General features: G+C 50.5%; 18 protein-coding genes. All 18 read left to right on the forward strand.

Translation table 11 applies throughout. The features are described from left to right. Positions 1 to 114 precede the first annotated feature (114 nt). The 18 genes from lpdA to C7U56_RS00385 all read left to right on the forward strand — a co-directional run bounded on the left by lpdA (position 115) and on the right by C7U56_RS00385 (position 23203). On the forward strand, positions 115 to 1536 hold the full coding sequence (lpdA, locus tag C7U56_RS00295; RefSeq protein WP_106999716.1) for a dihydrolipoyl dehydrogenase: 1422 nt from the start codon (positions 115 to 117) through the stop codon (positions 1534 to 1536). 25 nt (positions 1537 to 1561) lie between these two features. Further along, on the forward strand, positions 1562 to 3358 hold the full coding sequence (locus tag C7U56_RS00300) for an aminopeptidase P family N-terminal domain-containing protein (RefSeq protein ID WP_181357136.1): 1797 nt from the start codon (positions 1562 to 1564) through the stop codon (positions 3356 to 3358). 121 nt (positions 3359 to 3479) lie between these two features. Then, complete coding sequence (locus tag C7U56_RS00305) at positions 3480 to 4757, forward strand: peptidoglycan-binding protein (protein ID WP_106999718.1); 1278 nt, start codon at positions 3480 to 3482, stop codon at positions 4755 to 4757. Positions 4758 to 4880: 123 nt separating this feature from the next. Next, positions 4881 to 6311 (forward strand): MATE family efflux transporter, encoded by a 1431-nt coding sequence (locus tag C7U56_RS00310; protein WP_106999719.1) that lies wholly within the window; start codon positions 4881 to 4883, stop codon positions 6309 to 6311. 199 nt (positions 6312 to 6510) lie between these two features. Next, on the forward strand, positions 6511 to 7221 hold the full coding sequence (locus tag C7U56_RS00315) for a Bax inhibitor-1/YccA family protein (protein ID WP_107000382.1): 711 nt from the start codon (positions 6511 to 6513) through the stop codon (positions 7219 to 7221). 416 nt (positions 7222 to 7637) lie between these two features. Then, the gene (locus C7U56_RS00320) at positions 7638 to 9236 is read left to right on the forward strand and encodes a GH25 family lysozyme (RefSeq protein ID WP_233430132.1); all 1599 of its coding nucleotides are present in this window, start codon (positions 7638 to 7640) and stop codon (positions 9234 to 9236) included. Between the two features lie 964 nt (positions 9237 to 10200). Next, positions 10201 to 11001 carry an OadG family transporter subunit gene (locus C7U56_RS00330; RefSeq protein ID WP_106999721.1) on the forward strand — a complete coding sequence of 267 codons (801 nt, stop codon included), beginning with the start codon at positions 10201 to 10203 and terminating at the stop codon, positions 10999 to 11001. Positions 11002 to 11029: 28 nt separating this feature from the next. Next, positions 11030 to 11386, forward strand: a complete 357-nt coding sequence (locus C7U56_RS00335; protein ID WP_106999722.1) for a biotin/lipoyl-containing protein — start codon at positions 11030 to 11032, stop codon at positions 11384 to 11386. Between the two features lie 63 nt (positions 11387 to 11449). Continuing rightward, positions 11450 to 12601, forward strand: a complete 1152-nt coding sequence (locus C7U56_RS00340) for a sodium ion-translocating decarboxylase subunit beta (RefSeq protein WP_022360208.1) — start codon at positions 11450 to 11452, stop codon at positions 12599 to 12601. A 341-nt stretch (positions 12602 to 12942) separates the two neighbouring features. Beyond that, a complete protein-coding gene (locus C7U56_RS00345) occupies positions 12943 to 13119 on the forward strand; it encodes an aspartyl-phosphate phosphatase Spo0E family protein (protein WP_233430133.1) in 177 nt (58 codons plus the stop codon). 230 nt (positions 13120 to 13349) lie between these two features. Then, entirely contained in the window at positions 13350 to 13775 is a 426-nt protein-coding gene (gene mraZ, locus C7U56_RS00350; protein WP_022360210.1) for a division/cell wall cluster transcriptional repressor MraZ, read from the forward strand. Next, on the forward strand, positions 13772 to 14710 hold the full coding sequence (gene rsmH, locus C7U56_RS00355) for a 16S rRNA (cytosine(1402)-N(4))-methyltransferase RsmH (RefSeq protein WP_022360211.1): 939 nt from the start codon (positions 13772 to 13774) through the stop codon (positions 14708 to 14710). Before mraZ ends, rsmH begins: the two co-directional genes overlap by 4 nt. A gap of 91 nt (positions 14711 to 14801) precedes the next feature. Further along, positions 14802 to 15281 (forward strand): FtsB/FtsL family cell division protein, encoded by a 480-nt coding sequence (locus tag C7U56_RS00360; RefSeq protein ID WP_022360212.1) that lies wholly within the window; start codon positions 14802 to 14804, stop codon positions 15279 to 15281. Then, positions 15259 to 17388 (forward strand): peptidoglycan D,D-transpeptidase FtsI family protein, encoded by a 2130-nt coding sequence (locus C7U56_RS00365; RefSeq protein ID WP_233430134.1) that lies wholly within the window; start codon positions 15259 to 15261, stop codon positions 17386 to 17388. The genes C7U56_RS00360 and C7U56_RS00365 overlap by 23 nt, the downstream gene beginning before the upstream one ends. A 195-nt stretch (positions 17389 to 17583) precedes the next feature. Further along, positions 17584 to 19365 (forward strand): peptidoglycan D,D-transpeptidase FtsI family protein, encoded by a 1782-nt coding sequence (locus C7U56_RS00370; protein WP_106999725.1) that lies wholly within the window; start codon positions 17584 to 17586, stop codon positions 19363 to 19365. Positions 19366 to 19453: 88 nt separating this feature from the next. Continuing rightward, positions 19454 to 20410 carry a phospho-N-acetylmuramoyl-pentapeptide-transferase gene (gene mraY, locus C7U56_RS00375; protein WP_022360215.1) on the forward strand — a complete coding sequence of 319 codons (957 nt, stop codon included), beginning with the start codon at positions 19454 to 19456 and terminating at the stop codon, positions 20408 to 20410. Positions 20411 to 20420: 10 nt separating this feature from the next. After that, on the forward strand, positions 20421 to 21770 hold the full coding sequence (gene murD, locus C7U56_RS00380) for a UDP-N-acetylmuramoyl-L-alanine--D-glutamate ligase (RefSeq protein WP_106999726.1): 1350 nt from the start codon (positions 20421 to 20423) through the stop codon (positions 21768 to 21770). Between the two features lie 278 nt (positions 21771 to 22048). After that, positions 22049 to 23203, forward strand: a complete 1155-nt coding sequence (locus tag C7U56_RS00385; RefSeq protein ID WP_022360217.1) for an FtsW/RodA/SpoVE family cell cycle protein — start codon at positions 22049 to 22051, stop codon at positions 23201 to 23203. Positions 23204 to 23304: the final 101 nt, after the last annotated feature.

Below are 23304 nucleotides of genomic sequence, written 5' to 3' on the forward strand. Positions count from 1 at the left end.
TTCTGCGGCAGTTTTTTGTGTAATAAGAAATTCATTAGAATTCCCTATTACACAAAAAGGCACATTCTTTTTATGTAATGGGAAGCCCATAGAATGAGAGGATAGGATATTTATATGGCGGATCATATCTATGATTTAATTATTATCGGTGCGGGACCGGCGGGATATACGGCAGCGCTGCGTGCGGCAGCGATGGGGATGGATGCAGTCCTGATCGAGAAAAAAGCGCTGGGCGGCTCATGCGTCAATACCGGCTGTATTCCTGCCAAGGCGCTTCTGCAGGCGACGGCGGTCTACCGGGATATGCTGAAAGCATTCCGGTTTGGCATCGTGGCGGAGAAGGTCAGCTTTGACTGGCGGCAGATGCAGATTTATAAAAATGAGTCCGTGGAATCATTCCGCTCAATGATTCAGGGAATGTTAGAAAAAGCGGAGGTGGAGATGATTCACGGCGATGCGCGCCTGCATGCGGATAATGTGGTGCGTGTGACGACCTCCAAAGGCGCATTGACGCTGAAAGGAAAAAATGTGATTCTGGCAACCGGTTCCAGCCCTGTGATTCCGGATATCCCGGGAATTGATCTGCCGCAGGTTATGACAAGCCGTGATATTCTGCGGATGGATGACTGGAATTTTGACTGTCTGACGGTCATCGGCGGCGGTGTCATCGGTGTGGAGATCGCGACGATCTTCGCGGCGCTCGGTTCCCGCGTGACGCTTTTGGAGCAGGCAAACCGTCTGCTGGAGTCGATGGATCCGATGATTTCCGAGCAGATGGAAGCAAATCTGCGTTCTAAGGGTATTGAAGTCCACTGCAATGTACAGGTCATGGAGATCAAGGATCGCGGCAACGATACGGTGTCGGTCAATTACCGCTGTGAGCGCGGCTGGAAGGAAAGCCCGGCAGACCGCGTGCTGGTGGCAGTCGGCAGACGCCCGAATATGTCGAAGGTTCTGGCGGACGATTGTCAGGTACAGCTGGAAAATGGGCGTCCGCTCATCAAGGGAACCTACCGCACGACGCAGGAAAATGTCTATGCGATCGGCGATACCGTGGCGCGGAAACGTCTTGCCCATGTGGCAGCGTCCCATGCGGCTTATCTGGTCGAAAACCTGGCGGGACGCGGACACCGGATGCAGCTTTCGGTCGTGCCGAACGGTATGTATGTCGTGCTTCCGGTTGTGCCGACCTGTATTTATACGGAGCCGGAGATTGCGGCGGTTGGATTTACGGAAAATGACGCCCGCCTTTATAATATGAAGATCAAGTGCGGTGTGGCATATATGACGGAAAATGGAAAAGCGCTTCTGGCGAGAAACAGCCGCGGTTTTGTGCGCCTGATTTTTGAGGCGTATACCAACACGCTGATCGGGGCGCAGATCATGTGTGCGCGTGCGACGGACATGATTGGAGAGATGGCAACGGCGATCGCCAACGGTCTTACGGCATATCAGCTCTCGACGGCGATGCGCGCGCATCCGACGTACAGTGAGGCGATCACGGAGGCGATCGAAGATGCGTTGAAAAATGGATAATAGAGAAACAATAGGAGGCAGAAAAATGGGACGTGAGGTTCGGGAGAGAATTGAACAGCTTCGCGAGAAGATGGCGGAGCGTGGAATGGACGCATATCTGATTCCGACATCGGATTTCCATGGCTCGGAATATGTGAGCGAGTATTTCAAATGCCGGAAATATATGACAGGCTTTACCGGCTCGGCGGGAACAGCGATCATCACGATGGAGGACGCAGGGCTCTGGACGGATGGCAGATATTTTGTGCAGGCGGCAGCAGAGCTTTCCGGCAGCGGGGTGAAACTTTATCGCTCCGGTCAGGAGGGCGTGCCGACAACGCTGGAATTTTTGAAAAAACATATGCCGGAACAGGGTGTTCTGGGCTTTGACGGCAGAGTGGTCGATACGGCAGAGGGCGAGCACATCGCGAAAGCACTGTCTGGGAAAAAGGTACGCATTTCGGAGGGAGAGGATCTGATTGGGAGTATCTGGGATGACCGCCCGGCGCTTCCGATGAACCCGGTCTGGATTCTGGAAGAGAAGTATGCGGGAAAACCGGCGGCGGAGAAGATTGCAGATCTGCGCGGGGAGATGAAAAAGTGTCAGGCGACGGTGCATCTGCTGACGAGTCTTGATGATATTGCGTGGCTTTTAAATATCCGGGGCGATGACATTGTACATACGCCGGTTGTATTGTCCTACTTGATTGTGACAAAACAGGAATTATTCTTCTTTATTCATGAGAAGACGCTGAACGAGGAAGTACGTGCCTATCTGCATGGACTGGGCGTTCGGATCATGCCATATGAGGCGGTATACCAGATTGCATCCGCATTCCGCTATGAGCGTGTATTATTGGAAAAGTCGAAGATCAATTACCGTCTGTTCCGGTGCCTGGATGCGAGTGTGAAAGTGATCGAGGCGATGAACCCGACGGCAGCGGCAAAAGCAGTCAAAAATCCAGTGGAACAGGAAAATATGCGCCGCGTGCATGTGCAGGATGGTCTGGTATTGACCCGTTTCCTGCGCTGGATGAAGGAACATGCAGGTGAAAAAGGACTGGATGAGTGGACCGCCGGGGAATATCTGGATAAGCTGCGCCTGGAACAAAAAAACTGCCTGGATATGAGCTTTACGACGATCTCTGCGTGGGGACCGAACGCGGCGATGTGCCACTATACGGCGTCTGAGACAGAGAAGAGCAGTGTGCCGAATAAGGGGCTGTATCTGGTCGATTCCGGCGGACAGTATTATGAGGGAACGACGGATGTGACGCGTACCATCGCGGTCGGACCGATCACGCAGGAAGAAAAACGCTGCTGTACGCTGGTGGCGTGCTCGATGCTGCGTCTGCTGGATGCGAAGTTTATGTATGGCTGCCGCGGTATCAACCTGGACTATATTGCGCGCGAACTCCTGTGGAGAAACGGCCTGGATTTCAACCATGGAACAGGGCATGGTGTCGGCTATCTGGGCTGTGTGCATGAGCGCCCGAATTCCATCCGATGGAGGCTGCTCACATCGCCCGCTGAAAATGCGGTTCTGGAGGAAGGCATGGTTACCTCTGATGAGCCGGGTCTTTATCTGGAAGGAAAATTTGGCATCCGGACGGAGAATCTGATGCTCTGTGTGAAAGATGTGAAGAATGAATTTGGTCAGTTCATGAAATTTGAAAATCTGACCTGGGTTCCGATTGATCTGGACACGATCGATGTATCGCTGATGGAAGGGCGTGACCGCGAGCTTTTGAACGCGTACCACAAGGGCGTGTTTAAGAAGCTGTCTCCGTATATGACGGAGGAAGAGAAAGCATGGCTGACAGAGGCGACGCGAGCGATTTAGAGGAGGAGAACAAGGAAGATACGGCAGTAAAACATTAAAAAGCGGTTAAAAACCGGCATAGATAAAAGATGCCGGATATAAACTGTAAATGACCATGTAAAATAAATGTGAGGCTGCGTGTATGCGCTATCATTTGTTCGACCGTGTTCGAATCTGTGAGACAACTGGAATGCAGGACGGCTATCTGAGGATCGATGTGGTAAACCGTGAAAACAATTTCCCGATTGAGGGAGCAGAGGTTTCGGTCAGTTATGGCGATTCCGGACAGACGCAGGAAGTGCTTAGAACCAATTTATCCGGGCAGACAGAGGAGATTGCGGTAGCAGCGCCTCCTGTGTCGCTTTCACTGGAAGAACAGAACCGGGAAAAGCCGTATGCGGATTATACGGTGGAAGTGAGGGCAGAGGGCTATGAGTCGGTGAAGGTAAAGGGAACGGAGGTGCTGGCGGGCGTGCTGGCAGTCCAGCCGATCCGGATGATTCCGCTTCCAGCTCAGACCGGAGCGGAGGAGAATATCCAGATTCCGGACCATACCTTATATGGTTCCTATCCGCCCAAGATTGCCGAGGATGAGGTAAAACCAGTGCAGGAGAGCGGAGAGATCGTGCTGAGCCGCGTGGTGGTGCCGCAGACGATCGTCGTGCATGACGGTGCACCGACGAATGCGTCCGCAAAAGATTACTATGTGGCATACCGGGATTATATCAAGAACGTGGCATCGAGCGAGATTTATGCGACCTGGCCGCGCAGCACGATCGTCGCTAATGTGCTGGCGATCATGTCGTTTACGTTGAACCGGGTGTATACGGAGTGGTATCGGAACCAGGGCTACGATTTTACGATTACATCCTCAACGGCATTCGATCACAAATGGATTTACGGGCGCGATATTTTTGAGCCGATCTCAGAGGTGGTGGATGACATTTTTGACAACTATCTGTCCCGCCCCGGTGTGCGGCAGCCGATTCTGACACAGTACTGCGACGGGCGGCGGGTGTCCTGCCCGGGCTGGATGACCCAGTGGGGGTCGTGCAGTCTGGGAGAACAGGGATACAGCGCGATTGAGATATTGCGGCGTTTCTATGGAAATAGTATTTACATCAACACTGCGGAACAGATATCAGGAATCCCGATCTCCTATCCGGGGGAACCGCTTAAGGTGGGTTCCAGCGGCGATAAGGTGCGGCAGCTGCAGCAGCAGCTTGACGCGGTGGCGACTGTGTATACAGCGATCCCGCGGGTCACACCGGACGGGATCTACGGTTCGGGGACGGAGGCATCCGTGCGGGCATTCCAGTCGGTGTTTGGACTTCCGCAGACGGGTGTGGTGGATTTTGCCACCTGGTACAAAATTTCTCATATCTATGTGGGAATTTCACGGATTGCGGAGCTGAATTGAGTTGGAAATGGGATTTGCAGGAGAAGAATAACGAAAAGACATATGAATGCCTATAGGTGAAATATCTGTGAGCAGGATGCATACAGGAAACAGAGACAAAGAACATAAGAGGGGGTGGATTGGATGAAAGATACCAGACGGGAAGAGGGAGTCAGACAAACCGGGGGGACTGGCCGGGCAAATGCGATCACAGAGGGAGTGATCTGGAAACAGCTTCTGCTATTTTTCTTCCCAATTTTATTTGGAACTTTTTTTCAGCAGCTCTATAATACGGCAGATGCGGTGGTAGTAGGCCGTTTTGTCGGAAAGGAAGCGCTGGCGGCGGTCGGCGGAAGCACATCGATGCTTACGAACCTGCTGGTTGGCTTTTTTGTAGGACTTTCTTCGGGTGCGACAGTTATCATCGCCCAGTTTTACGGGGCGGGACGCGGTCAGCGGGTCAGCGAGGCAGTCCACACGGCGATTGCCTTTTCGCTGCTGTGCGGTATCCTTATGACGGTTGGCGGACTCCTTTTTTCCGACACGGCGCTTCGCCTGATGGGGACGCCGGAGGATATCATGGACAATGCAAGCGGGTATCTGCACATTTATTTTGTCGGAATCACGGCGAACCTCTTATATAATATGGGTGCCGGAATCCTGCGGGCAATCGGTGATTCCAAAAGACCGTTCTATTTCCTTGTGATCAGCTGTTTTACAAACATTGCGCTCGATCTGTTGTTTGTAGTAGGACTTCGGATGGGCGTGCGTGGCGCGGCGGTGGCGACGATTCTTTCCCAGGTGGTCAGTGCGTGTCTGGTATTGGGAACGCTGATGCGTGCGGATGGCTCGTACCGGTTTGAGATCCGGAAAACGCGGATCACACCGGTGATTCTGGTGCGGATCATCCGGATTGGGTTTCCGGCTGGACTCCAGTCGGTTATGTATTCCTTTTCCAACCTCGTGATCCAGAGCAGCGTCAATGCACTGGGAACAGACACGGTGGCGGCGTGGGCTGCATATGGAAAGATCGACAGCACTTACTGGATGATCATTAATGCGCTGGGGATCTCCATCACGACCTTTGTCGGACAAAATTACGGCGCGGGGCGGCTGGACCGTGTGAAACGCAGCGTGTACGTCTGCCTGGGAATTTCCTGTATTATCACGGTGGGGCTGAGCACGATCCTGTATCTGACGGGCGGCTATATTTATCTGTTGTTCACAACGGATGCGGCGGTAATTGCGATCGGCATGAAGATTCTTCACTTCCTGGTGCCGGCATTTGTGACATACCTCTGTATTGAGATTTATTCCGGCGCACTTCGCGGTGTGGGAGACTGCTGGATTCCGATGATTATGACGGCGCTGGGCGTGTGCGTCCTGCGGGTTGTCTGGATCCTGATCGCTGTTCCGATCCGCCCGGATATCCTGACAGTGGTATTCAGCTATCCGCTGACCTGGACGATCACAACGGTTCTCTTTAATATTTATTATTATTTTTTCAGTGCGCTGAAAAAATGGAATGTGCCGCTTCCGTGGAAGAAAAAGAGGCGGGAGCTTCATAACCTGTAAATAGTTATGCATGGTTTCGAAAATGATTGACAAAACGGGGTGGTACTGGATTTTTTTCAGAAAGTGTGATATTCTTATGTTACAAAAGATAGGTGACAGTGTTTCTTCCTGGATGGATGCCGCGCAAGCGGCAGATAAAACGGAGATTCGAAACAGAGGGCAGAGGCACTTGCCGCTGGTCAGAAAGAGAGGCAGAATTATGGGCTATGAACCAATGAATGAGTCCTGGCAGATGGCGGGGGAACGCCATGAGACACTGGGACAGTATGTGGCGAAGACATATTTATGGATGTTTGCAGGGCTTCTTGTGACATTTGGCATCGCATTAGCCGGATACGTGACGGGAGCGATTTTGTATGTATTTCAGGTTCCGTATGCGACCCTCGCATTGACGGGACTGGAGCTTTTGACGGTGATCTGGCTGAGTGCCCGGATTCACAAGTTATCGGTGGGAGCGGCGAGAGGGCTGTTTCTATTCTATGCAGCTTTAAACGGCGTTGTTTTCTCGATGTATTTCCTGATCTTCGGTGTTGTGGAGATGGTGTTTGTATTTGCGGCGACCGCGCTGTTCTTCGGAATGATGGCGGGCGTCAGCCTGATCTTCAAGCTGGACTTGAGCGGAATCCGTCCATTGCTCGTTGGCGGACTGCTGTTTCTGATTCTCTTTGGTCTGCTTTCAATGTTTTTAAATCTAGGCAGCTTTGAGACAGTGCTCTGCTATGCCGGTATCGTGGTATTCTTAGGCTTTACCGCTTATGATACAACCAAGATCCGGGATAATTACCAGATTTTCTCCGCGGATCCGGAGCTGCTTCAGAAAGCATCGGTATTCTCAGCGCTGCAGCTGTATCTCGATTTTATCAACCTGTTTCTGTACATTATCCGCCTGATGAACCGGAATCGGAAATAGGAAAAAATCTTTCAGGAGAACAGAAGTTCCTTTGCAGGAATAAAGAAAAGTGGAATTTTGCGGAAAACTGAATATGCAAAAATGAAATGCCGGAACGGGGGAAAGCTTTGTTCCGGCATTATTGTGTTTTTCTGCTTGAAAATCCTGTTTTTGGCATGGACGGCTTCATTCTTTTAGCAGAAAGGGAAGCATTCTGTAATAAATTTGACAGATTTTATTTAAAGTTTCTCTATTGAAGTGGATGGGGAGTATCTGTTAAACTAGATCATAATAGGGAAAGTCCTGCTGTTGGTTACACAGTGTGTGGATGAACCATATCTGTTTCGCATATGCCCCCGCCGGATCAGGCGGGGAAATGTATATAAAATGGTGAACAGACAACAGGAATAAAAGGATAATCAAGGAGGTTTTTTGGCATGAATCGGAATAGAGCGAACAAAAAAAGGACGGGGCGCGCGCGTGTGCTTTCACGGGCAGCGGCTGGCATGCTGGCAGCAGCGCTGTGCTTTCAGCCGATGACAGCGCTGGCAGGACCGGCGGGAGATTCTTCTCTTACATCGTCATCCTCGAATGCGGGGCCGGGCGGCGGTTCGGGCAGCTCCAATTCGGGAAGTACAGGCAGCTCTGGCGGTTCGACTTCTGTTTCTAATGGGAGTGTGAGCGCGGTCACATCGGGGCTTGGCGTGTACCGGGTGACGGAGAATGAGGGGATCGGTGCGATTGCGCGCGGCGTGGATGTGTCTTACTGGCAGCAGAATGTAAATTGGAGCCAGGTGGCATCGGATAATGTACAGTTTGCGATGCTGGCAACCCGGTTCCGTGGTAATGTGGATCCGTTTTTCGCTATGAACGCGGCAAATGCGAGCCAGGCAGGGCTGCGGCTGGGCGCGTACATTTATTCGTATGCGACTTCGGTCGAAATGGCGCAGCAGGAGGCGGATTTTGTCCTGAATCTTATCAAGGATTATCCTATCTCCTTCCCGGTTGTCTTTGATGCCGAGGATGCTAATACGCTGGGAACCCTGACGCAGTCTCAGGTCAGCGATGTGATCAACGCGTTCTGTAAGCGGATTCAGGATGCAGGATATTATCCGATGGTCTATGCAAATGAATACTGGATTGCCAATAAGATCGATATGTCGAAGATTTCGTATGATATATGGGTGGCAAAATACCAGCAGAAGTATACATATTCAAAGACCTCGATGTGGCAGGCGTCCAACACCGGTTCGGTCAAGGGCGTGAACGGCAATGTGGATATTGATTATCTGTATAAAGATTATACGCAGATCATTCCGGGCAATACCTGGCGGACGATCGCGGGGAACCGTTACTATTATCAGAACCATGTGATGCAGAAAGCGGCGTGGATCAACGATGGTCAGAATTGGTACTATATGAATGCGGCGGGCAATCCGTCTAAAGGATGGCTGGAGCTTTCGGGCAAAAAGTATTATCTGGAGGCGGACGGTCATATGATTACCGGCTGGAAGACGCTGGACGGCGGCTGGCGTTACTTTGACGCATCTGGCGAACAGGCGACGGGCTGGCGTGCGGTCGATGGAAGCTGGTATTTCATGGCGGACAATGGTCTGATGCAGACCGGCTGGCTGGAGACAGGCGGCAAGAAATATTATCTGAACGCATCCGGCGCGATGCAGGCGGGCTGGCAGAACCTGGGCGGAAGCTGGTATTACTTTGACGGCTCCGGCGCCATGACGACGGGCTGGCAGGCAGTCGGCGGAAAGTGGTATTACATGAATGAGTCCGGCGTGATGCGGACCGGCTGGCTGGATCTTGGCGGTAAGAAATATTACCTGGATGCCAGCGGCGCGATGTATGCAGGTATTACGTTCGAGATGGATGGAAATACCTGGCAGGCAGCGGCAGACGGAAGCTGCACGGTAGTTCTGCCGGAGGAGAATGCGGCGGGAAATGGCGGTTCGACGGATGGACAGACTCCGATAACTGGAAGCCAGTCACCGGTGCAGCCGTCCGGTCCGGCAGGGGTATAATATAAATATGATTTGAACCAGTACCCAGATATTGGAGCTGATTCAGTTAAAAAAATGAAAAAGTAAACAAATTCGAACGGAAATAACTTGCTTTTTTGCCGACCTCATTATACAATGTTAAACAGGCAAAAAAATGGACTTGCTTATGGGATGGAGGAAACCAGCATAAGTAATCTGGCATAACATGACGTTTCAAACTGCTATATCAACTGTATGTGCAAGATAAGCTGCGGCTGTTCCGGTGCGGATTTGACGAAAGATGCGAGGCTCTTCTGGCTGCAAATTAGGAAGAGCCTCGGTATGCGTTATATCGGCAAAAGCGCAGAATCGGGATGGCGGGCACAGAAGTAGTGCGAAAGCGGGGGCGTTTGTCAGCAGGAAACTGTGAAAGCAGTGGTTCGCAGGCAGGTAGCTACGCGGAGACGCAGGCAGGGAAAGGTCGGAGAATGCAGATTCCGGATTTAGTACTGCATGGAAGCAGCGTGTTTTTACATATTGTATAATGATTATATAATCAGAACCGTCGGCGGAGTTGTAGTGCTAAAAAAGGGATGTCAGTGCGGCTGGCTGCCGGAATCATTTCCGGAAACAGGGATGAGGGCAGTGTTTGTCATCAGTCAGGCACCGGACAGCGCTTATGTGAGAATCGAATAACAAGTCAGTGGTACAGATGTTTATGTATGCATGGCTATTAAAGTCGGATTCGCATAGACGGAAGTGCATGCCATTTATGTATGCAGAGGAGATTGTACAATCCTCTGCTGCCGCAGCGTGTCAGATGGAGAATTCCCGGAGTGGATGACAAGCTCTGGAAATTTTGCAAAAACACCTGCAAACACAGATAGGTGGGAAGTATCACGGATGGCGCCATGAAAGAAACATGGATGCTGTCAGGATATGATTCACGAAGAAAGAGGGACGTCCGTCAAAGCATGGAACGATCTAATTACGAGGTGACACATTTATGAAACAGAATATGAAAAGAATGCTGCTTGTACTTTGCATGGCAGTCTGCTTTTTCGCTCTGTCCGCCTGTGGTAGCGCTTCTGAAGAAGCGGTAGAGCCGATTTCTCCGGAGATCGAGCAGACCATGAGCGATGGCGCTAAGAGCTATCTGGAGCAGTTCGCCAGCTACAGTGACGAAGATCTGGCAGCACAGCTGAAACAGGCTGAGAAGCAGAAAAACACAGTCATTGAGTCTGCAATTTCTTCCTGGACCAGTTCTAAGGACGATTTAGGCAAGATGGGTGAGATTCAGAGCGTGACCGTAGAGCGCGCCGATGATGACAGCTACACAGCAGTTGTTCAGGCTTCCTTTGAGAAGAGAGACTTGACTTTCTCCCTGACCGCTGAGGAGAGCGTAAGCAGCTACGGCGGTACTTCTCTGGTACCGACCGAGTTATCCTTTGTTGTAAACTACAGCTTCGGTGAGAAGATGGAGAAGGCAGCATTAAATACCCTGATGGGTATGGGTACCGTATTCCTGGTACTGATTTTCATCAGCTTAATTATCAGCAGCTTCAAGAAGGTTAACGAGATTGAGGCAAATGTAAAGGCTAAAAAAGCAGGAGCAGAGGCACCGGCAGCAGCACCGGCACCTGTACAGACTGCAGCACCGGCAGCAGCGCCGGCACGTACCGCAGCACCAGCAGCAGGCAATGCGGCAAACGATGGAGAACTGGTAGCAGTTATCACTGCAGCGATCGCAGCAGCAACCGGCGTACCGGCAGACAGCGTAAATATCCGCTCCATTACACGTAAATAATCATCGATAAAATTTGGAGGAATTTAAAATGAAGAATTATACTATCACCGTAAATGGTACAGCATATCAGGTAACCGTAGAAGAAGGATTTGCAGGCGCAGCAGCTCCGGCTCCAGCAGCAGCTCCAGCACCGGCAGCAGCTCCGGCTCCAGCAGCAGCACCGGCAGCAGGCGGCGTAACCATCACATCCCCGATGCCAGGTAAGATCCTTGGTATTAAGGCAGCAGCTGGCACAGCTGTAAAACGTGGTCAGGTTATCCTGCTTCTGGAAGCTATGAAGATGGAGAACGAGATCGTAGCTCCTCAGGACGGTACCGTTGCCAGTGTTAATGTTGCAGTAGGCGATATGGTAGAACCGGGCGCAGTTCTTGCTACATTAAACTAATCTAATTTTTATAAAACTGGCTGAAAAAATACGGGATATGTTATTCCGTTTGGAGGAATTAATATGGAATATATAACAACTACATTGTCCAATCTTCTTCAGCAGACAGCATTCTTAAACCTGACATTTGGAAATATCGTTATGATTTTCGTAGCGCTGATTTTCCTGTATCTGGCAATCGGAAAAGGATTCGAGCCGTTACTGCTTCTTCCTATTTCCTTTGGTATGCTGCTTGTTAATATCTATCCGGATATTATGAGATCGATTGAAGACTCATCGAACGGAGTTGGTGGACTTTTACATTACTTTTATTTACTGGATGAGTGGAGTATCTTACCATCCCTCATCTTCATGGGTGTCGGTGCGATGACAGACTTCGGTCCGCTGATCGCTAACCCGAAGAGCTTCCTGCTCGGTGCAGCTGCTCAGTTCGGTATCTACGGCGCTTACTTCATGGCTATCTTCATGGGATTCAACGATAAGGCTGCGGCTGCTATCTCCATCATCGGTGGTGCAGACGGCCCGACCTCTATCTTCCTGGCAGGTAAACTTGGTCAGACAGGTCTGATGGGACCGATTGCCGTAGCAGCTTACTCCTACATGGCTCTGGTTCCGATTATCCAGCCGCCGATCATGAAACTCCTTACCACCAAAGAGGAGAGAGAGATCCGTATGGAGCAGCTTCGTCCGGTATCCAAACTGGAGAAGATTCTGTTCCCGGTTGTTGTTACAATCGTTGTCTGCATGATTCTGCCGACAACTGCTCCGCTGGTTGGTATGCTTATGCTTGGTAACCTGTTCCGTGAGTCTGGTGTTGTTAAGCAGCTGACAGAGACTGCTTCCAACGCCCTGATGTACATCGTCGTTATCTTCCTGGGTACTTCCGTAGGTGCTACTACCAGTGCAGAGGCTTTCTTAAACCTGGATACCATCAAGATCGTAGTTCTGGGTCTGATTGCATTCGCTCTGGGTACTGCAGCAGGTGTTATCTTCGGTAAGATTATGTGCAAGGTAACTCATGGTAAGGTAAACCCGCTGATTGGTTCCGCAGGTGTATCTGCAGTTCCGATGGCAGCACGTGTATCCCAGAAGGTTGGTTCTGAGGCAGATCCGAGCAACTTCCTTCTGATGCACGCAATGGGACCGAACGTAGCTGGTGTTATCGGTACTGCCGTAGCAGCAGGTACATTCATGGCTATCTTTGGCGTGAAATAGGTTTATTCTGAATAATGTATTTATATAGTAGGGTGGGATTCTTCGGGATCCTGCTCTATTGTTATATGCAAACGCCGGTTGCTGTTCACAGGTAGGAATTTTCTGAACTGAAAATTCCGTACGATACAGTTCCGGCAGCAGATTTTGCCGATTTGGAATGCGTAGCATCGGCAAAATCCCGTTGCTGGGCACACGTGTGTGAACAGTAACAAACGTCGTTTTTTGTCGAATTTAATCGGTCGAAATAGTTTGCTTTTTGCTGGTGGAAGACGTAAAATGACAGTGAAGTAAGGAGGAATGGCACTAGAGAATAGAAAAGGAGAATGCATAGGATGGCGGATATGAGAGAAGAATTAGTTCAAAAGATTGAACGGGCAAGACAGCAGCTGAATCAAAATATTGACACAAAGGCAGCATATGACACAATTTATCACTACAGTGTGGAGCTTGACAAACTCTTAAATCAGTATATCGGGCTGGAGACGGAGACTGAAAGAGGGCTGGAGACGGCGCTATAAAATAAGAGTGGAAATAGAAACAAATATAGATAAGTACAGAAAACTCAGGTACATGTGTTCGGAAAAAGAACCGGTGCCTGAGTTTTCTGATTTTTTTTCGATTTAGACCTTGCCATTTTGATGGGCATGTACTAAAATAAACATAACAAGTGGTAGAAAGTGGTGAAAAGTGGAACGAAATAGATTTTCGGGACACAAAAGTGGTACACATCGGATGACGGGTGATTGATATGTTCATGGGAGAATACAATCATACAATCGATGCGAAGGGACGTTTGATCGTTCCGTCGAAGTTCAGGGAACAGCTTGGAGACGAATTTGTGGTGACAAAGGGGTTGGATGGCTGTCTTTTTGTGTACGATAACACCGAGTGGAAAAAGTTCGAAGAGAAGTTACAGGCACTCCCACTTACCAATCAGAATGCCAGAAAATTCTCCCGTTTCTTTCTGGCAGGTGCCTCGGCGTGTGAGGTGGATCGTCAGGGACGAATCCTGCTTCCTTCGGTTCTGCGGGATTTTGCAGGACTCGAGAAGGAGGTTGTTCTGGTCGGCGTCGGAAGCCGGATCGAGATCTGGAACAAGGCGACCTGGGCGGAGAAGAATGTCTATGATGACATGGAAGAGATTGCAGAAAATATGGAAGGCCTTGGCATATGATATTTAATCACAAATCAGTATTATTAAATGAGACGGTTGACAGTCTCTGTGTAAAGCCCCAGGGTATCTATGTGGATGGGACACTGGGAGGCGGCGGTCACGCGAGCGAGGTAGCGGCACGGCTGGGAGACGGCGGACGCCTGATCGGGATTGATCAGGATGCTGACGCGATTGCGGCTGCGTCAGAACGTCTGGCTCCCTTTGGAGATAAGATAACCGTTGTGCGGAGCAATTATGAGCGGATTGCACAGGTGTTAGATGAGCTGGAGATTCCGCAGGTGGATGGAATTTATCTGGATCTGGGTGTTTCTTCCTTCCAGCTTGACACAGCGGAACGGGGATTTACCTATCGCGAGGACGATGCGCCGCTGGATATGCGGATGGATCAGAGAAATGAGCAGACCGCGAAGGACATCGTCAATACCTACAGTGAGATGGAACTGTACCGGATCATCCGGGACTACGGTGAGGATCGGTTTGCGAAGAATATTGCAAAACACATCGTTCAGGCACGACAGAAAAAAGAGATTGAGACGACAGGCGAGCTGACGGAGATCATCCGGGCATCGATTCCGGCAAAGGTCCGGGCGACCGGCGGTCATCCGGCAAAGCGTACGTTTCAGGCGATCCGGATCGAGTTAAACCGGGAACTGGATGTGCTGGAAGATTCGATCGATACGATGATTGAGCGCCTGGCACCGGGCGGACGGCTTTCGATCATTACGTTCCATTCCCTGGAAGATAGAATCGTAAAGAACCGTTTCCGGACGAATGAAAATCCATGCATCTGCCCGCCGGATTTTCCGGTCTGTGTCTGTGGACGCAAAAGCCGCGGCCGGGTGATTACAAGAAAACCGATTCTTCCGACCGATCAGGAGATGGAAGAAAACCCGCGTTCCAAGAGCGCAAAGCTCCGGGTATTTGAAAAATCATAAACAAAAGCATAACTGCACCGCAGAACAGAGATCGTTTCAGGTGCGGGGGAGATAAAAGAGAGAAAAAGCGAAAGAGCAGGGAGGGAACGTTATGTCTGTCAGAAGGAGACAACATGTATCGGCCTCCACGTATGTGGACGGTAATACCGTGCGAAAAGTTCAGAGAACCGTGGAGATAAGACCAGAAAGAGATGAGAGAGAGGAGTACCGGCATAAACACGCCGTGCGCCGCAACCAGGAAAAGGCACTTTACATGAACGGACCGTATGTGCTGGCGCTGACCATCGCTGCGCTGATCACGCTGGTTTTATGTATGAATTATCTGCATAAGCAGGCGTCGATCACGACCCGTATCAACCACATTGAGGATCTGGAGCTGAAACTGGAGAACCTGAAGTCCGAGAATGATGCACTTCAGACCCGGATTGACACGTATGTGGATCTGGATCATGTATATAAAGTGGCGACCGAAGAGCTCGGCATGGTATATGCAAATAAGGATCAGATTCTTTTATATGACAAGACGGAAAGCGAGTATGTAAGACAGTATGAGGACATCCCAAAACACTAACGGCAGACAGACCTTTCGGAAATATATGCAGGAAAAGCTGGCAATTACCGTCCTGGTAATTATGCTGGCTTTGTTTGCATTGGTGCTGGTGCTTTATAATCTGGTAAAAAGTAAGGGCGAGTCGTACAATCAGATAGTCCTGAGCCATCAGGACTATGAGAGCCGCACGATTCCCTACAAGCGCGGCAATATTATCGACCGGAACGGGACGTATCTGGCGATTAGCGAGAAAGTTTACAATCTGGTCGTCGATCCGAAGCAGATTCTGGATACGGAGGAGAACTACCAGTATCTCGATGCCACGCTGGACGCGCTGGTGGAGTGCTTCGGTTACAAGCGGGACGAGCTGCAGGCGATGATCGAGGAGAAAAAAGACAGCCAGTATGTGATCTATGCGAAACAGCTTCCAGCGGAAGACAAAGAGAAGTTTGAGACTTATGAGAAGGACAAGAACAAGGAATACCGGGCGCTGCCGACGGAGGAAGGCGGCAACCAGCGTATCACGGGCGTATGGTTCGAGGAAGAATATAAGAGAACGTATCCGTACAATGAGCTGGCATGCAATGTGGTTGGTTTTGCCCTCAAGGATGGCAATGCATCCGGCGGTGTTGAACAGTATTATAATGATATCCTGAACGGTGTGAGCGGTCGTGAGTATGGTTATTTAAACGGCGATTCGAACGTCGAGCGAACGGTAAAACCGGCGCAGAACGGAAAGACGCTGGAGTTGACGATCGACGTCAACATCCAGAAGATTGTCCAGAAATATCTGGATGAGTGGCAGGCGGGCATTGGAAGTAATCTGGCGGCGGCGATCGTCATGGATCCGAACAGCGGTGAGATCCTGGCGATGGATACGACGACCCGTTACAATCTGAATGATCCGTACAATTTAAGCACCTACTATACGGATGAGGAAATCCAGGCGATGGATGAAAAGACGAAGTCCGAGGCGTGGTATAAAATGTGGAGAAACTTCTGCGTGAGCGACTCCTATGAGCCGGGTTCTCCACAGAAAGCATTTACGGTAGCCGGGGCGATCGAGGAAGGCGCGATTTCCGGAAACGAGGTCTTTGAGTGCGGCGGAAAACTGCATTTCGGAGACTGGGATATCCGGTGTGTTGCCCGAGCCGGTCACGGACCGCTGACGATCACACAGGGATTGATGAAATCCTGCAACGTCGTTATGATGCGTATTGTATCACTGGAGGGAAAAGAGAAGTTTGTCCAGTATCAGAAGATTTTCGGATTTGGCGGGAAGACGGGCATCGACCTTCCGGGCGAGGCGTCCGGTCTGATTTATCAGGCGTCCAATATGGATCCGGCTTCTCTGGCGACCAACGCATTTGGACAGAACTATAACTGTACGATGGTGCAGATGGCAGCCGGATATGCGTCCTTAATCAACGGCGGTTCCTATTATGAGCCGCATGTGGTAAAAGAGATTCTGAACGACGAAGGATCCGTTGTCAAATCCGTTTCCCCAAATCTGGTGCGAGAGACGGTTTCGGAATCGACCTCGAACTTCATTAATAATGCGCTTTACCAGACAGTATCAGGTGATGGCGGTACCGCGGGCGCGGCGGCAGTTGCCGGTTACGAAGTGGCTGGTAAGACAGGTACGGCGCAGAAGCAGCCGCGTGCGGAGAAGAATTATCTGGTTTCCTTTATCGGATATGCACCGGCATACAATCCGCAGGTGCTCTGCTATGTGGTAGTAGATACTCCGCATCTGCCGGGCGAGCAGCAGGCACATTCGACTTTTGCCAGCGAGATTTTCAGCAAGATCATGGCGGAAGTCCTTCCATATAAGAATGTATTCCCGGCAGGCGGCGCGGCACAGGATCTCGAGACCAATCTTTCCAGCCAGGAAGAAGGCATTATAAGCGGCACAGCGACCGAGGATCCGAATGCAGCTGAAACACCGGCAGAGACGACTCCGGCTCCGGAGGGCGGCTGGGCGAACTACGATGAGGAATTTATCGATTCCGGAGACGAGTACAGCTATCCGGATACGATGGGAAATGTGCAGGATGAATCGGCGGCGGTTGGAAACGGTGAAACGGCTGGAACGGGCAGAGACACCGGAACAGCGGATAATGAGTAACTGTTCACAGGTAGGAATTTTCTGAACTGAAAAATCCGTACGATACAGTTCTGGCAGCAGATTTTGCCGATTTGGAATGCGTAGCATCGGCAAAATCCCGTTGCTGGGCACACGTGTGTGAACAGTAACGAAAATACAGAATAAAGAAACGGTTCTTATGATATACTGTAGCAATGAGATCAGACAGGAAGCAGTATGAATCGGAACCGGACGCATCACAGAGGAAGAACTGTCTTTTTGTGCGCCGCCATCTGCCTGTGCATGGCAGGATTGGCGGGGAGACTGTTCTTCCTCATGCTGTATAAAGCGGATTATTACAGCCAGATGGCGGAGGAGCTGCATCAGCGGGAGCGCAGTATCAAAGCGCCGCGCGGGCGGATCCTTGACCGGAACGGAACGGTGATTGCTGATAACCGGACTGTGTGTACTATCTCAGTGATTCATAATCAGGTAAAAGATCCGGAGACAGTTATCCGGGTTTTAAGCGAAGAACTGGGACTTCCGGAGGCGGAGGTGCGGAAAAAGACGGAAAAGCGATCTTCCAGGGAGGTGATCCAGTCCAATGTAGAGAAAACGCGGGGCGATGCGATCCGGGCAATGCGCCTGGAGGGGGTCAAGGTGGATGAGGACTATAAACGATATTATCCATATGGACGTCTGGCATCGAAAGTGCTGGGATTCACCGGGGGAGATAATCAGGGGATCATCGGTCTGGAAGTACAGTATGAGAAGTATTTAAAGGGCACGGATGGCAAGATCCTGACGCTCACGGACGCGGCGGGGATCGAGCTGGAAAATGAGGCGGAGGATCGCATCGAGCCGGAGGCAGGGCGGGATCTGCAGGCGAGTCTGGATGTCAATATCCAGATGTACGCGGAACAGGCGGCGTACCAGACGATGCAGAAAAAGAATGCGAACCGCGTCTCGATCATCGTGATGAACCCGAAGAACGGGGAAATCTATGCAATGGTAAATGCACCGGAGTTTTCATTGAATGAGCCGTTTGAGCTGGTGACAGATAAAAAAAACGAAGATTCAGAAACAGAAGAAGACATATCCTGGAAGAATGAAGTGCAGTCACACGCAGCATCAGCGCAAAATAAACAAGCTCTCCTCAATCAGATGTGGCGCAATCCCTGTTTAAATGATACATACGAACCGGGATCTACATTCAAAATTGTGACTGCCGCTGCGGGACTGGAGGCGGGCGTGGTCAACCTGACTGACCAGTTTTCCTGCCCGGGATTTCGGATCGTGGAAGATCGGAAGATTCGGTGTCACAAGGTGGGCGGACACGGCGGGGAGACGTTTTTACAGGGAATGATGAATTCCTGCAATCCTGTTCTGATCGATGTCGGGCAGCGGCTGGGACCGGAGCGGTACTATCAGTATTTTAAGCAGTTTGGTCTGCTGGGAAAGACTGGGATTGATCTGCCGGGTGAGGCGGGGACGATCATGCACCAGCCGGATCAGATCGGACCGGTGGAGCTGGCGACCGTCTCTTTTGGGCAGTCGTTTCAGATCACGCCGATCCAGCTCATTACAACGGCGTCCTCCCTGATCAACGGAGGCACGCGCATCACACCGCACATCGGTATCCGCGCCGTGCGGGCAGATGGTCAGGCAGTCCACGTGTTTGCCTATCCAAAAGGGGAGAGAATCTTATCGGAGCAGACGAGTGAGACGCTGCGTTATATTCTGGAACAGGTGGTGGCGGAGGGGAGTGGAAAAAACGCCCGGATCGAGGGCTACCGGATCGGCGGAAAGACGGCAACCTCGGAGAAACTTCCAAGGAGCCGGAAAAAATATATTTCCTCATTTTTAGGGTTTGCACCGGCGGACGATCCGCAGGTGATCGCGCTCATCACCATCGATGAACCGGAAGGAATCTACTATGGCGGGACGATTGCCGCCCCGGTGATCCGCGATCTGTTTGAGGTCATTTTGCCGTATCTGGGGGTGGAGAAAAGAGGTTGATTATTCCCCTAAAAAGACGTATACTATTGAAGTGTATAATTTGAGGAACTATCTCTGTATACATAGGAAGATAAGTTAGAGGTGTGACATGGTAAATGAAACAATACTGGCGGTTATCATCGCATTTGTGGTCAGCGCAGTGCTGTGCCCGATCGTGATACCGTTTCTCCACAGGTTGAAATTCGGACAGCAGGTGCGCGATGACGGACCGCAGACGCATCTGAAAAAGCAGGGAACCCCGACGATGGGCGGTCTGGTAATTCTTTCCAGCATCATCATTACGTCTCTGCTCTATATCCGGGATTATCCGAAGATCATTCCGGTGCTGTTTATGACCGTTGGATTCGGCGTGGTTGGATTTCTGGACGATTACATCAAGATCGTGATGAAACGTTCGGAGGGCTTAAATCCGATCCAGAAGCTGATCGGACAGTTTGTGATCACAGGTATTTTTGCCTATTATATTGTAACCTCACCGGACATCGGAACAGGGATGCTGATTCCATTTACCGGCAAGTATTTACAGCTTCCGGTCTGGCTGTTTGTACCGGCACTGTTCTTCATCATTCTGGGAACTGACAATGGCGTGAACTTCACAGATGGTCTGGACGGCCTGTGCACCAGTGTGACGATTCTGGTAGCAACGTTCTTTACGATCGTGGCGATCGGGGAGAACAGCGGCATTAGCCCGATTACCGGCGCAGTAGTTGGAAGTCTTCTGGGCTTTCTTCTGTTCAATGTCTATCCGGCGCGTGTGTTTATGGGCGATACCGGTTCACTGGCACTCGGCGGTTTTGTCGCTTCCAGTGCCTTTATGATGCAGATGCCGATCTTTATCGCGATCGTGGGTCTGATTTATCTGGTGGAAGTATTATCTGTTATTATTCAGGTAACCTATTTTAAGAAGACGGGCGGAAAGCGCTTTTTCAAGATGGCGCCGATCCATCATCATTTCGAGCTCTGCGGATGGTCTGAGACCAGGGTCGTAGGCGTATTTTCGATTATTACGGCAATCCTTTGCCTTATAGCATACTTAGGATTATAGGAGGAAGATTATGAGTCAGAAAGTATTAGTAGCAGGAACAGGTATCAGCGGTATTGCAGCTGCAAAGCTCCTTCTCTCAAAAGGCGGAGAGGTAGTGCTTTACGATGGCAATGAAAAACTGGATCCAGAGGAGCTGAAAAAGAAATTTGACGAAGGCGCGACGATCACGTTCGTCCTCGGAGAGCTGAAAAAGACGGATTTGTTAGGCGTGGAGCTGGCAATTTTAAGCCCGGGCATCCCGACCGATGCACCGTTTGTAGAGATGATTCGTGAAACCGGTATTCCGATCTGGGGCGAGATGCAGCTTGCATATCACTGTGCCAAAGGACGTATGGCAGCCATTACCGGCACGAACGGAAAGACAACGACGACTTCCCTGACCGGCGAGATCATGAAGTCATTCTATGACAGCGTATTTGTAGTTGGAAATATCGGTGAGCCGTTTGCATTCCATGCATTGGAGACAACGGATGAGACCGTAACTGTTGCAGAGGTATCGAGCTTCATGCTGGAGACCATGACCGATTTCCACCCGAATGTAAGCGCTATTTTAAATATTACCCCGGATCATCTGGATCGTCATAAGACGATGGAATGCTACATCGAGACGAAAGAGAGCATTACCAAGAACCAGAAAGAGGGCGATGTCTGCGTCCTGAACTATGAGGATCCGGTACTGCGTGAATTTGGTGAGACTTTAAAAGACATCAAGGTGGTATATTTTTCCAGTCTGCGTACCCTGAAACAAGGTTTCTACCTGAAAGAGGATGAGATTGTATACAACGACGGCGAGAAAGAGACCGTGATTGTCAATATCCACGATCTGAAGCTACTTGGCCGTCATAACCATGAAAATGTTATGGCAGCGGTTGCTATCAGTATGAACATGGGCGTTCCGCTGGAGAAGATCCAGAAGGTGATCAAGGAATTCAAGGCAGTTGAACACCGCATTGAGTTCGTAACCGAGCGTTTCGGCGTCAAATACTACAACGATTCCAAGGGAACCAACCCGGATGCAGCGATGCAGGCGATCAAGGCGATGCCGGGACCGACCTTATTAATTGCAGGCGGATATGATAAGCATTCCGAGTTTGACGAGTGGATCGAGAGCTTTGGCGGAAAGGTACGCTATCTGGTGCTGATCGGCCAGACCCGCGACAAGATTGCCGAGTGTGCAAAACGCCACGGCTTCAATGATATCATGTACGCGGAAGATCTGCAGGAGGCTGTACAGGTATGTGCATCCTACGCAAATCCGGGCGATAACGTCCTGCTTTCACCGGCATGTGCAAGCTGGGGGCAGTTCAAGAACTTTGAAGAGCGCGGACGCAAATTCAAAGAGTTTGTGAGAAATTTGTAATACCAAGGTTCAAAGGTCGGAAATCCGACGCAAGATTGCTTGCAGGAGGAATTGTGACTTTTGAGAATTGCGGAGTGCAAAGCACGCAGCAATTCGGTATTGGAAGAATAAAGGTTACTGGACACGTATGCGTGAACAGTAACGAATAAAGGCTTAAGGTATTTAAGGGGGGCTGTCGCAGCCGGCATTTGTCTGCGGCAGCCCTGATTTGAAGGAAAAACTGCCGTTTACAGGCAGAATTTCGAAACTGTAACAACAAAAAGCAGGGGAGTGGAAGTATGCCGGAACCGGGAAAAATTAAAAAGAAAAAACCACATCGGTTTTATGATTACAGTCTGCTGTTTACCATCATTTTCCTGACGGTATTCGGACTGATCATGATTTACAGCGCGAGCTCCTATAAGGCGCAGCTTGATTACGGCAATCCGGGATATTTTATGCTTCGTCAGGCGGGCATCGCGGGTGTCAGCTTTGTTGCGATGTATATCGTCTCCAAGATAGATTATCACTGGTTTGCGCGGTTTGCGATGCTGGGATATATCGCTTCATACGTGACGCTGCTTCTGACGCGTTTTACACCTCTGGGCGTGGCATCGCATGGTAAGAAGCGCTGGCTGCGCCTAGGACCGCTCCAGTTCCAGCCGACCGAGATTGTCAAGATTTCCCTGATTCTGCTTCTGGCGGTTCTGATTGCCAATCTGGGCGTGCGGATCAACCAGCTGCGGGCAGTCGGATTTATCGTGGCGCTGTCGGCGCCGCTGGCACTTTTAGTTACGGCGAACAACTTAAGTTCTGGTATCATCATCTGCGGCATCGTGTTTGTGATGCTGTTTGTGGCGTGCAAGATCAAATGGCCGTTTTTTCTCTGCATCGGAGGCGGCGTCGGACTTCTGGCGGTCGCCCCCTATATAGGGCATCTGCTGGTAAAGCTCCATATCCTGAAGGATTATCAGCTGGGACGAATCAATGTCTGGGTCAACCCGGTGCAGTATGCACGTTCCGGCGGTTATCAGGTGCTCCAGGGTCTGTACGCGATCGGTTCCGGCGGTCTGTTTGGAAAGGGACTGGGCGAGAGTCTTCAGAAGCTCGGTTTCGTGCCGGAGGCGCAGAATGATATGATTTTTTCGATTATCTGTGAGGAATTAGGTCTGTTTGGCGCGATTTCGGTCATTCTGATTTTCATGTTTATGATTTACCGCTTCATGGTAATTGCTGGAAATGCACCGGATCTGATGGGTGCGATGATCGTGATCGGCGTGATGGCGCACATCGCGATTCAGGTTATCTTAAATATCGCGGTTGTTACGAATACGATCCCGAACACGGGTGTTACGCTGCCGTTTATCAGTTACGGAGGTACGTCCGTCATGTTCCTGATGCTGGAGATGGGGATGGTGTTAAGCGTCTCGAACCAGATTAAGCTGGAGCAGTAGGAATATTTGGCGGAGTTACATATTTACTTCGGGAAATATAGAAAATGAGAACCATTTTCTCTCGTTGGCATATAATAATACATAGATGCCGGTGGGAGGGG

The sequence above is a fragment of the Clostridium fessum genome (assembly GCF_003024715.1).
In the GTDB taxonomy this organism is placed as follows: domain Bacteria; phylum Bacillota; class Clostridia; order Lachnospirales; family Lachnospiraceae; genus Otoolea; species Otoolea fessa.

What these genes read in the sequence shown, in the direction of transcription:
- C7U56_RS00385 (WP_022360217.1), top strand. Translation starts at nt 22,049, where the DNA reads ATGCCGGAACCGGGAAAAATTAAAAAGAAAAAACCACATCGGTTTTAT.
- C7U56_RS00320 (WP_233430132.1), top strand. Translation starts at nt 7,638, where the DNA reads ATGAATCGGAATAGAGCGAACAAAAAAAGGACGGGGCGCGCGCGTGTG.
- C7U56_RS00360 (WP_022360212.1), top strand. Translation starts at nt 14,802, where the DNA reads ATGTCTGTCAGAAGGAGACAACATGTATCGGCCTCCACGTATGTGGAC.
- C7U56_RS00365 (WP_233430134.1), top strand. Translation starts at nt 15,259, where the DNA reads ATGAGGACATCCCAAAACACTAACGGCAGACAGACCTTTCGGAAATAT.
- murD (WP_106999726.1), top strand. Translation starts at nt 20,421, where the DNA reads ATGAGTCAGAAAGTATTAGTAGCAGGAACAGGTATCAGCGGTATTGCA.
- mraY (WP_022360215.1), top strand. Translation starts at nt 19,454, where the DNA reads ATGGTAAATGAAACAATACTGGCGGTTATCATCGCATTTGTGGTCAGC.
- C7U56_RS00335 (WP_106999722.1), top strand. Translation starts at nt 11,030, where the DNA reads ATGAAGAATTATACTATCACCGTAAATGGTACAGCATATCAGGTAACC.
- C7U56_RS00330 (WP_106999721.1), top strand. Translation starts at nt 10,201, where the DNA reads ATGAAACAGAATATGAAAAGAATGCTGCTTGTACTTTGCATGGCAGTC.
- C7U56_RS00340 (WP_022360208.1), top strand. Translation starts at nt 11,450, where the DNA reads ATGGAATATATAACAACTACATTGTCCAATCTTCTTCAGCAGACAGCA.
- mraZ (WP_022360210.1), top strand. Translation starts at nt 13,350, where the DNA reads ATGTTCATGGGAGAATACAATCATACAATCGATGCGAAGGGACGTTTG.
- C7U56_RS00345 (WP_233430133.1), top strand. Translation starts at nt 12,943, where the DNA reads ATGAGAGAAGAATTAGTTCAAAAGATTGAACGGGCAAGACAGCAGCTG.
- C7U56_RS00305 (WP_106999718.1), top strand. Translation starts at nt 3,480, where the DNA reads ATGCGCTATCATTTGTTCGACCGTGTTCGAATCTGTGAGACAACTGGA.
- C7U56_RS00315 (WP_107000382.1), top strand. Translation starts at nt 6,511, where the DNA reads ATGGGCTATGAACCAATGAATGAGTCCTGGCAGATGGCGGGGGAACGC.
- C7U56_RS00310 (WP_106999719.1), top strand. Translation starts at nt 4,881, where the DNA reads ATGAAAGATACCAGACGGGAAGAGGGAGTCAGACAAACCGGGGGGACT.
- C7U56_RS00370 (WP_106999725.1), top strand. Translation starts at nt 17,584, where the DNA reads ATGAATCGGAACCGGACGCATCACAGAGGAAGAACTGTCTTTTTGTGC.
- lpdA (WP_106999716.1), top strand. Translation starts at nt 115, where the DNA reads ATGGCGGATCATATCTATGATTTAATTATTATCGGTGCGGGACCGGCG.
- rsmH (WP_022360211.1), top strand. Translation starts at nt 13,772, where the DNA reads ATGATATTTAATCACAAATCAGTATTATTAAATGAGACGGTTGACAGT.
- C7U56_RS00300 (WP_181357136.1), top strand. Translation starts at nt 1,562, where the DNA reads ATGGGACGTGAGGTTCGGGAGAGAATTGAACAGCTTCGCGAGAAGATG.